Raw genomic sequence first — 13,883 nt, 5'->3', positions numbered from 1 at the left:
ATCAGTGCAGGTTGGACGGCCGGCGGCGCACGAGCAGGCTGCCGGTCGCGACCTGCACGGTCTCGCCCGCCTGGTTGCTGGTCGTAAAGCGCACCCTGATCACGCCGTGCTCCGGCCGCGACTTCGATTCCCGCACCTCCAGGATCTCGCTCTGGACACTGAGCACGTCGCCGGCACGCACGGGAAGCGGCCAGCGCAGGTCGTCGAATCCCATGCCGATCACACCGCCGGCCGGCCTGAGGCGCCCCTCGACCAGGAGCCGCATCGTGAGCGCGGCCGTGTGCCAGCCACTGGCGGCAAGGCGGCCGAACACCGTGCCGGCGGCGCCCACTTCGCCAAGGTGAAACGGTTGCGGATCGAACTCGGCGGCAAACGACTTGATCCGCTCCCCTTCGACCCTTGCCGTCGCTGATCCGTAGACTTGGCCGACCTGGTAGTCTTCCAGATAGTGCTCGCTCATCCTGCCCTCCCTCGGACACGATCGAAGATGGCGGCATGAACATGCAATGCCGCACAGACCTCGAAGCAGAATCCGCCATCGGGATCGAACCGGCAGATGGCCCGCATCAATCCGACCTGGCCTTCGGCGATGAGATCGGAGCACGGCCTGCCGTTCGCCGCATAGCTCGCAGCGATGTCGACCACGAGCTGGCGATGCCGGCGCGCCAGCCCCACGGCGGCGGAGATATCGTGTCGCTCGTACCATTGCCGGCAGAGCGCCGGTGTCGGAGCGGCAGGAAGCGCGATGGAGGAAATAGTCATGCCCTACTCCTTCCCGCTGCGGCGTGGATCATCGTGAGGGTCGACATAGTCGAGCCCGAGCGGTCCGATGGCGCTCACCTGGCTGACGTACTCCCCCGATCTCGCCCAGTGGAAATGAGAGGTGCCGCCGGGCAGGACGATGACGCTTCCCGGCGGGTAAGCCCGCAGGCGCGATTCGTCGAAGCGGTCGCCGAGGCCGATGTAGAAGACGCCGGAGATCACCGTGTAGACCCGATCCTCGGGATGCCGGTGCGGCGCGAGCTTCACGCCGCCCGGAACCTTCACGCGAATCGTATAGGGTCCCTCCTTTCCGGGGGTGCCGACGATGACTGCGAGACGCACGGAGGGCGGAAAGGCCGGGAAGGCGCGCCACTCGACCGTCTCCGGCAGGACGGCGAGAAACGCAGATTCTCCTGGTTGATGTGGCCGCGGCGCCGCCCCCTGCTGCTGCGCCTCGGCCTGGGAGGCCGCCATCAAGCTGCTCGCGGCGACGACAAGAGTAGACAGGCCGTGCCGGCGATTGGAGCGAGGGGTCATGATCATGCCCTCGAGAGATCGATCGGCATCTTGCGCAGGCGCCGGCCCGTCGCGGCGAAGACTGCATTGGCGACGGCCGGCACGGCAGCCGAGGTTCCGGGCTCGCCCATGCCTCCCGGCGCTTCGCTGCTCGGCATTATGTGCACCTCGATCGAAGGCGCCTCGTCGATGCGCAGCATCTGGTAATCGTCGAAGTTCGACTGCTGGACCTTTCCGCCTTTGACGGTGATCTCGCCGTACAGAGCCGCGGTGATGCCGAAGTTCACGCCGCTCTCGATCTGCGCGCGAACGGTATTCGGATTGACGACCATGCCGCAATCAACCGCCGCCACGACGCGACTGACCCTCACAGACTTGTCGGCTGCGACCGTGACTTCAGCCACCAAAGCCAGGTAGCTACCGAACACTGATTGCAGGGACACGCCCCGGCCCGAGCCGGCCGGCAGATTTCCTCCCCAACCGGCCTTGTCCGCGGCGAGCTTGAGAACAGCCTTGGCCCGTGGCGACTTGTCGAGCAACGCCAGTCGATAGGCAACAGGGTCCTGCCGCGCGGCCGTAGCGAGCTCGTCCATGAAGCTCTCGACCACGAAGACGTTGTGCGACGGTCCCACGCTCCGCCAGAAGGCGGTGGGAATGCCCGGCGGCTCGACGCGAAGGTACTCGACCCGCTTGTTGGGCAGCTCGTAGGCCAGCTTCACGGCTCCATCGATGCTGTCGGGATCCAGTCCGTTGGCGAAAGCGGGCGGCAGCCAGCGCGCGATGACCGAGGATCCGGCGAAGCGGTGGCTCCAGGCGACCGGCCGGCCCTTGTCATCGAGACCCGCCGAGAGGCGATCCAGCCAGTAGGGCCGGTACATGTCCTGGCGGATGTCCTCCTCGCGCGTCCACACCACCTTCACGGGTCCGGCCACCTTCATCGCGATCTCGGTCGCACGCGTAACGCCATCGACCTCGAGGCGGCGGCCGAAGCCCCCGCCGATCAGGTGCTGATGCAGGACGACCTTCTCGAGCGGTAATCCCGTCACCTTGGCCGCCGCGGCCTGAGCTCGCGCAGCCACCTGGGTTCCCACCCAGACATCGCAGCCGTCCGGCCTGACGTGGACGGTGCAGTTCATGGGCTCCATGGTGGCGTGGGCCAGGAAGGGCACCTCATACACCGCGTCGATTTTCGTCCGTGCAGAGGCGAGCGCCGCGCCCGCGTCCCCTATCTGTTCGGCGACCGGCCCGGCGGCGAGCGTTGCCTGTTCGAGCTCGCGCACGACCTGACCGTTGCTCACCTGCCCGTGCGCACCGTCATCCCACTGGATTTCGAGCGCCGCCAGGCCCTTGAGCGCGGCTCCCATGTGATCGGCTACGACAGCAACGGCGTCGTCGAGGCGTACGATCTGGCGCACGCCCTTCACCGCTCTCGCAGCCCGATCGTCGACCCACTTCAGGCGACCGCCGAACACCGGCGACTGCGCCAAGGTCGCGACTTTCACGCCCTCCGGACGCGCGTCAATACCGAAGACGGCCGTGCCGTTGACCTTGCCGCCGGAATCGAGCCTCTTGGCCGGGGTGCCGATGAGCTTGAAGGCCTTCGGGTCCTTCAGGGGAACGTCCTTGGGAACCGGCAGCCGAGCCGCCGCAGCGGCGAGGGCACCGTAGGAGGCGCGGCGGCCACTCGCCATGTGAAGGACTTCGCCTGCCGAGGCGTGGCAAGTGTCCGGCGCAACCTTCCATTGTTCGGCAGCCGCTTTAATGAGCAGCGTACGCGCCACGGCTCCGGCTTCGCGAAGCGGCTTCCAGGACGCCATGATGGCGGTCGATCCGCCGGTTGCCTGCACACCGGCGAGCAGCGGGTTGCCGTAGGCCTTCTCGTCCGGCGGCGCATGCTCGAGGCGAACGCGGCCGAGCGGGATTTCGAGTTCCTCCGCGACGAGCATGGGGATCGACGTGTAGGTTCCCTGGCCCATCTCGACGTAGGGCATTGTGAGCGTCACCTGCCCGTCCTCGCCGATATGCACGAAGGCGTTTGGCGTGAAGCCTTTGGCGGAGGCCGATGGCGGAGCCGCAGCAGCCGGCAGGTTCACGCTGAGCAGGAGCCCCGCCGCGGCACTGGTTGTAACGAGGAAGTCGCGTCGAGAAAGTGCGGTCATGTCAGCCTCCCTGGCTCTTGCGGGCGGCGGATTGCGCCGCCTGCTTGATGGCCGCGCGGATGCGCGGATAGGTGCCGCAGCGGCAGACATTGCCCGACATCGCATCATCGATATCGGCGTCGCTCGGACTGGGATTTCCAGCGAGCAGCGCGGCCGCGGACATGATCTGTCCCGACTGGCAGTACCCGCACTGGACCACCTCGACATCGAGCCACGCCTTCTGCACGCGCGCGCCCGCGTCCGTCGCACCTACCGCTTCGATGGTCGTGATCTCCGATGTTCCGACGCTGGCAACCGGCGTCACGCAGGAGCGGGTCGCAACGCCATCGACATGTACGGTGCAGGCGCCACAGAGCGCCTTGCCGCACCCGAACTTGGTGCCGGTCATGCCGAGCACGTCCCGCAATACCCAGAGCAGCGGTGTGTCATCGTCCACGTCCACACTGTGCTTCTTGCCGTTCACCTTGACGCTCAGGCTCATGTTCGCCTCCTGCTGCAGAGGCCGGAACGATGGACCGGAGACGGCCACAGATCGATTGAACGAAGGTATGATCGATACCTTCGTATGGTTAGTAGACGCGCTTGCTCGGAGGGATCGACGACACGTCGTTGCTCAGGGGCTGCAGGTGTACCGGCCGGTAGGCGAGCCGCACTTTGCCGTCGAACTCGAGCCAAGCCAGCGTATGCTTCAGCCAGTGCGCATCGTCGCGTTCGGGAAAATCCTCGCGAGCGTGAGCGCCCCGGCTCTCGGTCCGGCCAATTGCCGAATGCAGGCTCACGAGTCCCTGGGACATCATGTTGTCGAGTTCCAGTGCCTCGACAAGATCGGTATTGAAGATCATTGAGCGGTCAGCGAGCCCCAGCTCATTGTGCAGGCTGCCGAGCAGGCCATCGAGCGCCTTGGCCCCCTTGTCGAGCAGCGGACCGTCGCGAAACACCGCACAGTACTGCTGCATGGCTAGCTGCAGGGCCAGACGGATTGCACCAACTGAGCGACTGCCCTTCGCCCAGCGCAGCCGGTCGAGGCGATCTAAGGCCCGCTCCGTCGCCTGCGCCGGCGGCGCGGCAAGCCGTTCGCCGGGACGGACGCAGGCGACGGCGCGATGCGCGGCAGCGCGGCCGAACACCACGATATCGAGCAGCGAGTTCGACCCCAGCCGGTTGGCACCATGGACCGATACGCAGGCCGCCTCGCCGATCGCCATCAGTCCAGGCACGACGGCTTCCGGATTGCCGTCGTGCAGGGTCACCGCCTCGCCGTGTATGTTGGTCGGGACGCCGCCCATGTTGTAGTGGACGGTCGGCAGCACGGGGATCGGCTGGCGGGTGACGTCGACTCCCGCGAAGATCTTGGCGGTCTCGCTGATACCCGGCAGTCGCTGGTTCAGCAGCTCCGGCGGCAAATGCTCCAGGTGAAGGAGGATGTGATCCTTCTTCGATCCACAGCCTCGCCCTTCGTTGATCTCGATCGTCATCGCCCGGCAGACGACGTCGCGGCCGGCAAGATCCTTGGCTGTCGGCGCATACCGCTCCATGAACCGCTCGCCCGTCGCATTGGTCAGGTATCCGCCCTCGCCGCGCGCTCCTTCGGTGATCAGGCATCCCGAGCCATATATGCCCGTCGGATGGAACTGCGTGAACTCCATGTCTTCCAGCGGAAGCCCCGCGCGCAGCGCCATTGCATTGCCGTCACCGGTACAGATGTGGGCCGCCGTACAGGAGAAGTAGGCGCGGCCATAGCCGCCGGTCGCCAGTACGGTGCGGTGAGCCAGGAAGCGATGCAGGCGGCCGTCCGCCAGGTCCCAGGCGAGCATCCCATGACAGACTCCATCCTCGTCCATCAGGAGATCGAGGGCGATGTACTCGACGAAGAACTGTGTGCCGTGCTTCAGGCACTGCTGATAGAGCGTATGCAGGATTGCGTGACCGGTCCTGTCGGCGGCCGCGGCCGTGCGCTGGGCCATTCGCTTGCCATACTCCAGCGTCTGGCCGCCGAACGGACGCTGGTAGATCCTGCCATCCTGCGTCCGCGAGAACGGCACGCCGTAATGCTCGAGTTCGACGACCGCCGAGATGGCTTCACGGCACATATATTCGATGGCGTCCTGATCGCCGAGCCAGTCGGAGCCCTTGACCGTGTCGTACATGTGGAAGCGCCAGTGATCGCCATCGCCCATGTTCCCCAGAGCGGCCGCCATGCCGCCTTGCGCGGCGACCGTATGACTGCGCGTGGGAAACACCTTGGTCACGCAGGCCGTCCTGAGGCCCGAGGAGGCCATGCCCAGCGCGGCACGAAGGCCGGCACCACCGGCGCCGACGATCAGGACATCGTACGCGTGCTCGACGATTTCGTAGGGGGCGACCATTCACTTACTCTTCGTTGCCTGATCGCCGCCGCCGCCGTCGGAACTCGGCAACCGGCAAGCCGCCCCATCCCCAGTTCTCGAGCGCCACTTCCTCGATGACGACGAAGGTCGCCTCGGGCGGCTTGTTCAGCACCCTGGTCAGCAGCTCTGTCGCACCTGCGATCAGGGCCGCCTTCTCGGCGGCCGTGACGGATTCCGCGCCGGGCGTATTTCCTTCTCTCGTCACCTGGATGAGGACGATCGGCATGGCAATGCTCCTCAGCGGCCGGCGCTCTGGCCACCGTCGACATGCAGGATCTCGCCCGTGACGAAGGGCGCTCCCTCCAGGTACAGAACGGCGCCGACGATGTCGGAGACGTCGCCCATATGCCCGACCGGATGGAGCGCATCGAGGGCGGCATGGCTCTCCGGCGGATGCATGGGCGTGCGGATGATGCCGGGCGATACAGCGTTCACGCGTATGCCGCGCTTTGCGTATTCGATCGCGAGGGAACGCGTCGCGGCGCTCAGGCCGCCCTTCGACAGGGAGGCCAGCACCGACGGCACGTGCGAATCGGCGTGTTCCACCAGCGTCGTGGTGATCTGTACCACGAGGCCGCTGCCCTGCTTCTCCATCTGGGCGATCGCGGGCCGGGTAATGCGGAAGAAGCCCGCAACGTTCACCCCCATGACGGCCTGGTAGTCGGCTTCGCTGTAGCGCGTGAACGGCTTGGCGAGAAAGAGGCCGGCGTTGTTGACCAAGGTGTCGATCCGGCCGAACCGCTTCATGCCCTCCGCGATGACCCGTTCGCCGGTGCTGACGTCCGAGATATCGCCCGACACCGCGAGGACATCCGGATCGCTCGTGGATCCGATCGAACGTGCCGTCGCGACCACACGATAGCCGCGCTGCCGATAGGCCTTCACCAGGGCCTCGCCGATTCCCTGGGAGGCTCCCGTGACGACCGCAACCTTCTTTTCCGATTCCATCATTTCTCTCCTTCGCAATGCCAAGGAGATGAAATCGATCGCCGCCCAAGTCGATTGGACCATGGTGTCGACGACACCTTCGTTCAACGTTCGACCTGAGACGGATGGACTACAGTCCAGCCCGGTCTGTTGGATTTCGTACCCAGGGCGGTGTTTCCAGTGTCTCTGTGCCACACGGCAGGGACGGCAAGGCCCGTAGCTCCCTGGAGAAAATCCAAACAAAAGGCGTACTTTATCGCAGGGCGCGCGCGGTTGATAATCAGTGACTTCAGCATGGATCGTGGATTTGCCAGCGAGTGCGCCGCCCGACGTCTCGAGCCAGCATAAAGCGCGCGAGATCACCTTCGGACCCTTTCGGCTGCAGCCGGAGCGTCAGCTCCTGCTGCGCGGGACGGAGGAAGTGCGCCTCGGGAGCCGTGCCCTCGAAATCCTGATCGCATTGACCGAACGCCCCGGCGAGTTGCTGACGAAGGACGAACTCCTGACGCGCGTGTGGCCCAGGATCGTTGTCGAAGAAGGAAATCTTCGTTCGCAGATCGCGGCCCTTCGCAAGGCACTGAACGACGGCCGGGAGAATGCCCGGTACATTATCTCTGTCCCAGGCCGCGGTTATCGCTTCGTGGCCCCCGTCACGCAATCGGGGGCGACGGTAGCGCCGACGATCGAAGTCGCGTCGGTAGCGGTCGAACGGATGCTGCAGCTCCCCAAGCCGGTCACGCGGGTCATCGGCCGAGCCGGTGTCGTTGCCGAGCTGAGCAGGCGCCTGCAGCGTCGCAGGCTGATTACGATCGTCGGTCCCGGGGGAATCGGCAAGACCACGGTCGCGCTGAGTCTTGCCGACGGAATCGCTGACCTCTATCCCGACGGCGTCGTCTTCATCGATCTCGCCCCCGTTTCGAGCTCGATCATGCTGTCGAGCGTCGTGGCCTCAGCGCTCGGCCTGGCGGTGGTCGCGGACGATCCGATTTCGGAACTGATCACTTTCCTGCGCGACCGCCGGCTGCTGCTCATCTTCGATAGTTGCGAGCACGTCTTGGGGACGGCCGCGGCGCTTGCAGAAGCGATCCTGCGCGGAACCAGCGAGACGCGCGTCCTCGCCACAAGCCGCGAACCGCTGCGAGCCGAAGGGGAGAGTGTCCTGACCCTCGATCCGCTGGAAACACCTCCCGAGACCGCCGTGCTGACCGCCCACCAAGCGATGGCATTCCCGGCCGTCGAGCTCTTCATCGAACGCGCCTTGTCGAGCGCCGAGTCCTTCGAAGTCACCGATGAAACCATACCGATCGTCTCGAATATCTGCCGCAAGCTCGACGGTATGGCGCTCGCCATCGAATTGGCCGCAAGCCGCGTGCACACCTTCGGCTTGCATGAGCTCGCCACCCAACTGGACGATCGCTTCAGGCTTCTGATGCAGGGCCGGGGCACGGCGCTTCCCCGGCATCGCACGCTGACCGCCGCACTCGACTGGAGCTACCAGTACCTGGATGCCACGGAGCAGGCCGTACTGCGAAGGCTCGCCATATTCGTCGGCGGTTTCACGCTCGAGGCCGCCCAGGCCGTCGCCATCGGGCACAACGACATGGCCTCGGATGTTGTCCGTGCCCTGGCCGACCTGGTCGCCAAGTCACTCATCTCGGTGAAATCCAATGAACGAACGCCGATCTATCGCCTGCTCGACACCACGCGAGCCTATGCGATGGAGAAGCTCGTCGTAAGCGGCGACTTCGCGGCGGCAGCCCGTTCCCACGCCGAGCACTATCGGGTGGTTCTGGTGCGCGCCGGCGGCGACGCGGAGACCATGGAGCTAAGGGACTGGCTCTCGACTTATGCGCGCCAGATCGACAACGTGCGAGGGGCCCTCGACTGGGCATTCTCCGCGGAAGGTGATCCAATGCTTGGGGTGGCGCTTACCGAGGCCGCATTGCCGCTCTGGATGCACCTGTCGCTCATGAACGAATGCCGGTCGCGCGTCGCACAATCCTTGTCGGTGCTGACTTCGCGCGCCGCGCGCAATCCACGCCTGGAACTCCAGTTTCAGCACGCGCTGGGGGCGGTGCTCCTGAACATCGAGGCGTCCGGCCCGGAAATCGAGACTGCGCTGAACGAAGCGCTGAGGATTGCCGAGGATCTCAACGATACCGACTACAAGCTGCGTGTCCTCTGGTGCCAATGGTGCCTCGCCCACAATTGCGGCGCCTTTCGCGAAGCCCTCGCGCTCGCCGACCGGTTCTGCGAAGTCTCCAAAGAGTCACGCGATCCTGTTGATCCCCTGACGGGGGAACGCATGCGCGGCTTCACGATCCACTTTCTCGGCGACCAGCGTACGGCCCGCAGGAAGATCGAGTACATGCTCGACAATTATGTTGCGCCCGTTCATCGCGCCCACATCATCCGCTTCCAGTTCGACCAGAAGATAACGGCGCGTAATTTCCTGGTTTCGATTCTGTGGTTGCAGGGCTATGCCAGCCAGGCCTTGGCCATGAACGCGACGAATGTCGAGGAGGCCCAGGCCTTCGACCACACAATGACGCTTTGCAATTCACTGGCCAAGGGAGCCTGTCTGCTGTCGTTGCTGGCAAGCGACCTGCACGGCGCCCAGCAGTATATCGACCTGCTGCTGAAGCGCTCGGCGCGCGATGGCCTGCCGATCTGGCATGCCTGGGGCAAGTGCTTTCAGGGAATCCTGCTCGTCAAGCAGGGCAACATCACCGAAGGTCTCGACCTGCTGAAAGTGACCCTGGCTGGTTTGCCCGAGAACCGCTTCTCACTTCGGCACACCTGGGTGTTCGCCGAGTATGCCGACGGCTTGCGTATCGCGGGCCGAATCGATGAGGGTCTCGATGTGATCGAGAAGGCTCTCGGCATGTGCCGGCGGGACGAGGAATACTGGTGCATCCCCGAGGTCCTGCGGATCAAAGGTGAACTTCTCCAGGCCAAGGGCGGTCCGACGGAGGAGCGCGCCGCCGAGGAACTGTTCCTGGAATCGCTCGACTGGGCCCGTCGACAGGAAGCCCAGTCGTGGGAATTGCGGACGGCTCTCAGCCTGTGCCGTCGGTACCATCGCGCCGGACTTCAGCGCCAGGCTCGTGCGCTTCTCTCACCGATCTACGGCCGGTTCATCGAAGGATTCGAAACGTTCGACCTGCGCCAGGCCAAGGCGCTGATCGAGGAACTCGAGGTGGGCGACGCCGGCTGAACCTGTTTCACGCGGCCCTGGCCCGTGTACGGCTCTAGCTTAAGCCTGCGGGCGCAGTCCACGAGAGCCACAAGGGTTCGGACGTTCATCTTGCGCATCACTTTGCCACGATGCGCCTTAACCGTGATTTCACTGATCCCCAGTTCGCCGCCAATCTGCTTGTTCAAGAGGCCGGATACGACCAGCGACATGACCTGACGTTCCCGTTGGCTGAGCAGGGCGTAGCAGCCTTGCAAGGTCTTTTCCTCCCTGCGCCGCACCAGCAGGTCCTTGCTCCGTTCCAGGGCCAACTCGACCGACGCGATCAGCGCGTCCTGGCGGAGGGGCTTGGCCAGGACGTCGACGGCGCCGGCCCGCATGGCTTGAACCGTGCCCAGGACGTCCGCGTGACCGGTGACGCAGATGACCGGCGTTTCCGCGCGCTCGTCCGCGAGATGCCGCGGCATGGCCAGCTCGTAGAGCACGAGGCAACTTGGGACGCTGCATTCCGGCTCCAAAAGCAGGGCTTCGGCAGAGGCAATCTCCCGAACCTGCCAACCCATGTCGTCGAGCGCGGCGGCCATGCCCCGGCGGGCGGAGGTGTCCTTTGCGACAATGAAGACGATGCACGGCGCGACGGAACGGATATTGCCCGCCATGGCCGAGGGGCGGCCCGCACTGGACGCCGGATAGGACGAGAGTCGCATCATGGGTACTCCTGGGTTGCGCAGCACCGTCTCCCGGCCATCCCGAACCCCGGTAACCACGACGGGCCGGGACCGTGGCTCTTGCACGGTGTCTGCGCAGCCTGCGTCTCCCGAGGCCGAACAGCGAATCAATCGTCGTCAAAAGTTGTTAAATCGAGCGGCCCCCTCCGCTGCAATACCTTCGTGCAATAGCCCGCCACTCGTCGCCGCCACATCTTTTGCCCACCAACACCACAACGGGAGCGGGCCATGAAGAAGTTGCTGGCGCTGACCTTGTCGATCACCGCGGTCGGGCTGCTCGTCTTTGAAGGCCGCAGCCCCATCGCACAGGACACAGGGGCACAGAAATACAGCCTGCAGGTTCCGGATGGTCTGCGGTTCGACGAGTTCAGGGGATACGAGGACTGGCAGGTCATCTCGGTCAGCCAAGTCGATGACCTGCTCAAGGTCGTCGTTGGCGACCGCGCCATGATCGACGCCTACCGGGCGGGTGCGCCGGCCAATGGCCGCGCCTTTCCCGATGGTGCCCGGATGGCGAAGATCATGTGGAAGTCGGTCCAGAACCCGGACTCGCCCACTCCGGCGCAGGTCGCGGGACCACTCCAATTCATCGACTTCATGGTGAAGGACAGCCGGCGCTTCGCCGCGACGGCGGGCTGGGGTTACGCCCAGTTCAACTACGACGCGACCTCGGGCTCCTTCCAACCCGACGGGCGTGGCTCTGATTGCGGCGCTGCCTGCCACAAGCTCGTGGAGGCCAAAGACTCGGTGTTCACCGCATACGGCCGGCGCTGAAGGTTCGGCCATGACAAAGCACCGACTCTCACGGCGTACCCTTCTCGGCAACGCATCGATCGGCCTGTCGATTGTGGTTGCGGGTGTCGACCGCCCCGGCCTCGCGTTCCAGAAACTCAGCCAGGCCGATGCGCGGTACCAGGGCACGGCCAAGGGCGGTCAGCATTGCGTGAGCTGCCTTCACTTCCAGCCGCCGCAGAGCTGCAGGTTCGTACAGGGCGAGATCAGCCCTGATGGCTGGTGCCAACTTTTCACGAAGAAAGCCGGATCATGACCCAGGAGACCGCGAACACCTATCCGCCGGCATCGACCGCAGTGCTGCTGGTGGATCCCTACAACGATTTCCTGTCGGAGGGTGGCAAGTACTGGCCCATGGCCCAGAAGGTGGCCGAGGAAGTCCGGCTGCTCGATCATCTGCGTGCGGTCGTTGCTGCTGCCCGGAAGGCCGGCATCAGGATCTTCTTCGTGCCGCATCGCCGTTGGCAGCTTGGCGACTACGAAGGGTTTCGGCATCCCACACACACGCAGCTTCGCACGGCCAAGCGCCAAGGCTTTGCCAAGGGCACCTGGGGCGGAACATTCCACGACGATTTCCAGATCCAGCCCGGCGACATCCTGATCAAGGAGCATTGGAATTCGAGCGGCTTCGCCAACACGGACCTCGACTACATGCTGAAGCAGTTCGCCATAGAGCGCATTGTAGTGATCGGCATGATCGCCAATACCTGCGTCGAATGCACCGGCCGCTTCGGCACCGAGCTCGGCTACCACGTCACCCTGGTGCGCGATGCAACCGCGGCCTACAGCCAGGAAGCCATGCACGCGGCCCATGAGATCAACGGCCCGAGCTTCGCCCACGCGATCCTGACGACCGACGAGCTCGTCGCCGCTTTCAGTCGCGCCTAGCGGACGCCCTACCTCCCCAAAGGCAGTGGCCGTCATGAGGTTCGATCCATGAGCACCGCGTATCGCACCCGGCAGATCGGCGACGTCGAGATCTTCTATCGGGAAGCCGGCCCTCTCGATGGGCCGGTCGTCGTCCTGCTTCACGGGTTCCCGACCGCGAGCCACACGTTTCGCGATCTGATCCCCATTCTGGCGCGCGACTATCGCGTCATCGCGCCCGACCTGCCCGGCTTCGGCAACACTTCGGCGCCTCCGCGCGGCCAGTTCGACTACACGTTCGACAATCTGGCCGGCGTGATCGATCGCTTCCTGGAGGCGCTGGAGCTCGATCGCTACGCCCTGTACATCTTCGACTACGGCGCACCGGTCGGCCTGCGGGTCGCGTCAAGACACCCCGAACGCGTGACGGCCCTCATCAGCCAGAACGGCAACGCCTATCTCGAAGGGTTCGGCAACTCGTGGGGCCTCTGGCAGGCATACTGGCGCGAGCCGACCGCTGCGCATCGCGAAGCCTGCCGCTTGTCCCTGAGCCCGGACATGATCCGGAACTGGCAGTACTTCGACGGTTCCGACCGGACGGGCGTATCTCCCGACGGTTACACGCTCGATATCGCCTACATGGCCCGTCCCGGCCGGTCGGAGATCCAGCTCGACCTGATCCTCGACTATCGCAGCAACGTGGCACTCTATCCGGCCTTCCAGGCCTACTTCCGCGAGCATCGGCCGCCTCTGCTGGCGGTGTGGGGCCGCAACGACGCACACTTCATACCGGCGGGGGCGCTCGCCTTTCGCACCGACGTGCCCGACGCCGAGATCCGCTTCGTCGATGCCGGCCACTTTGCCCTGGAGACGCATGCGGCGGAAATCGGCGCACTGATGCTCGGTTTCCTCGGGCGCACGCTGGCGCACCACCGACGTTGAGGGCCGACCAGGAGGCCGCGCTTCGCCTCTTACTCCTCTCACACCAAGTAAGGAGCCGGTCCATACCTTCGCATAATGGATCACGCTCCGGCGATGCCCCAGTCTTCAAAGGGCAGGGCGTGACCGGCTCGATCACCAGCCTTCAAGGAGCATCCGATGACCCAGTCCACCACGAAGACCGTCTACACAGCGAAGGTCCACACCGTCGGCGGCCGCGACAAGGGCGAGGCGCGCAGCAGCGACGGTCGCCTCGACATCAGGCTCTCAGTGCCGGATGGTCCAGGCACCGGAACCAACCCCGAGCAGCTTATGGCCGCCGGCTGGTCTGCCTGTTTTGAGGGCGCCGTCATGCTGGTGGCCCGCGAGAAGAAGGTGCGGATCGAGCATCTCGCGATCGACGCCGAGATCGACCTCAACCTGGGGAGCGACGGCTACTCGCTAGGCGCGCGCCTCAACGTCAGCCTGCCGGACATCGATCGCAAGCTTGCGCAGGAGTTGGTGGATGGCGCCCACGAGGTCTGCCCGTACTCGAAGGCATTGAAGGGCAAAATCGGCATCGCTACGACGATCGTCTAGCTCGACAGCATCGACCATTCAGGAGGCCATC

The 13,883-nt window shown here is 65.0% G+C and carries 15 protein-coding genes; 5 read left to right on the top strand and 10 right to left on the bottom strand.

The features are described 5' to 3' along the window. Window position 1: 1 nt before the first annotated feature. The 8 genes from Q0Q48_RS11005 to Q0Q48_RS10970 all read right to left on the bottom strand — a co-directional run bounded on the left by Q0Q48_RS11005 (window position 2) and on the right by Q0Q48_RS10970 (window position 6,772). Complete coding sequence (locus Q0Q48_RS11005; RefSeq protein WP_295137380.1) at window positions 2-460, bottom strand: MaoC family dehydratase; 459 nt, start codon at window positions 458-460, stop codon at window positions 2-4. Continuing rightward, the gene (locus Q0Q48_RS11000; protein WP_295137377.1) at window positions 457-762 is read right to left on the bottom strand and encodes a sigma factor; all 306 of its coding nucleotides are present in this window, start codon (window positions 760-762) and stop codon (window positions 457-459) included. Before Q0Q48_RS11000 ends, Q0Q48_RS11005 begins: the two co-directional genes overlap by 4 nt. 3 nt (window positions 763-765) lie before the next feature. After that, window positions 766-1,305 (bottom strand): cupin domain-containing protein, encoded by a 540-nt coding sequence (locus Q0Q48_RS10995; RefSeq protein ID WP_295137375.1) that lies wholly within the window; start codon window positions 1,303-1,305, stop codon window positions 766-768. Further along, entirely contained in the window at window positions 1,302-3,437 is a 2,136-nt protein-coding gene (locus Q0Q48_RS10990; protein ID WP_295137373.1) for a molybdopterin cofactor-binding domain-containing protein, read from the bottom strand. Before Q0Q48_RS10990 ends, Q0Q48_RS10995 begins: the two co-directional genes overlap by 4 nt. 1 nt (window position 3,438) lies before the next feature. Beyond that, complete coding sequence (locus tag Q0Q48_RS10985; RefSeq protein ID WP_295137371.1) at window positions 3,439-3,918, bottom strand: (2Fe-2S)-binding protein; 480 nt, start codon at window positions 3,916-3,918, stop codon at window positions 3,439-3,441. 88 nt (window positions 3,919-4,006) lie between these two features. Further along, window positions 4,007-5,803, bottom strand: a complete 1,797-nt coding sequence (gene sdhA, locus Q0Q48_RS10980; protein ID WP_295137369.1) for a succinate dehydrogenase flavoprotein subunit — start codon at window positions 5,801-5,803, stop codon at window positions 4,007-4,009. Between the two features lie 4 nt (window positions 5,804-5,807). After that, on the bottom strand, window positions 5,808-6,050 hold the full coding sequence (locus Q0Q48_RS10975) for a 4-oxalocrotonate tautomerase family protein (RefSeq protein WP_295137367.1): 243 nt from the start codon (window positions 6,048-6,050) through the stop codon (window positions 5,808-5,810). An 11-nt stretch (window positions 6,051-6,061) separates the two neighbouring features. After that, entirely contained in the window at window positions 6,062-6,772 is a 711-nt protein-coding gene (locus tag Q0Q48_RS10970) for an SDR family oxidoreductase (RefSeq protein ID WP_295137365.1), read from the bottom strand. 280 nt (window positions 6,773-7,052) lie between these two features. Here Q0Q48_RS10970 and Q0Q48_RS10965 point away from each other — a divergent pair, with 280 nt between their 5' ends. Continuing rightward, window positions 7,053-9,968 carry a winged helix-turn-helix domain-containing protein gene (locus Q0Q48_RS10965; protein ID WP_295137363.1) on the top strand — a complete coding sequence of 972 codons (2,916 nt, stop codon included), beginning with the start codon at window positions 7,053-7,055 and terminating at the stop codon, window positions 9,966-9,968. On the opposite strand, the gene Q0Q48_RS10960 is transcribed toward Q0Q48_RS10965, so the two are convergent. Next, entirely contained in the window at window positions 9,878-10,657 is a 780-nt protein-coding gene (locus Q0Q48_RS10960; protein ID WP_295137361.1) for a LuxR C-terminal-related transcriptional regulator, read from the bottom strand. The genes Q0Q48_RS10965 and Q0Q48_RS10960 overlap by 91 nt on opposite strands. 246 nt (window positions 10,658-10,903) lie before the next feature. Between Q0Q48_RS10960 and Q0Q48_RS10955 the strand changes: the two genes are divergently transcribed. Then, window positions 10,904-11,449: a cytochrome P460 family protein gene (locus Q0Q48_RS10955; RefSeq protein WP_295137359.1), complete on the top strand. Its 546-nt coding sequence runs from the start codon at window positions 10,904-10,906 to the stop codon at window positions 11,447-11,449. Between the two features lie 28 nt (window positions 11,450-11,477). On the opposite strand, the gene Q0Q48_RS10950 is transcribed toward Q0Q48_RS10955, so the two are convergent. Next, the gene (locus Q0Q48_RS10950; RefSeq protein WP_295137358.1) at window positions 11,478-11,615 is read right to left on the bottom strand and encodes a hypothetical protein; all 138 of its coding nucleotides are present in this window, start codon (window positions 11,613-11,615) and stop codon (window positions 11,478-11,480) included. Window positions 11,616-11,719: 104 nt separating this feature from the next. On the opposite strand from Q0Q48_RS10950, the gene Q0Q48_RS10945 reads away from it, so the two are divergent. From Q0Q48_RS10945 to Q0Q48_RS10935, 3 genes are all read left to right on the top strand, one after another. After that, window positions 11,720-12,355 carry a cysteine hydrolase family protein gene (locus Q0Q48_RS10945; RefSeq protein ID WP_295137356.1) on the top strand — a complete coding sequence of 212 codons (636 nt, stop codon included), beginning with the start codon at window positions 11,720-11,722 and terminating at the stop codon, window positions 12,353-12,355. A gap of 48 nt (window positions 12,356-12,403) precedes the next feature. Then, entirely contained in the window at window positions 12,404-13,276 is an 873-nt protein-coding gene (locus Q0Q48_RS10940; protein WP_295137354.1) for an alpha/beta hydrolase, read from the top strand. 156 nt (window positions 13,277-13,432) lie between these two features. Next, window positions 13,433-13,852 (top strand): organic hydroperoxide resistance protein, encoded by a 420-nt coding sequence (locus Q0Q48_RS10935; protein ID WP_295137352.1) that lies wholly within the window; start codon window positions 13,433-13,435, stop codon window positions 13,850-13,852. The last annotated feature ends 31 nt before the right edge of the window (window positions 13,853-13,883 follow it).

The sequence above is a fragment of the uncultured Reyranella sp. genome, from assembly GCF_945957355.1.
Taxonomy (GTDB): Bacteria; Pseudomonadota; Alphaproteobacteria; order Reyranellales; family Reyranellaceae; genus Reyranella.
This window is presented reverse-complemented; position numbering and strand designations above follow the sequence as displayed.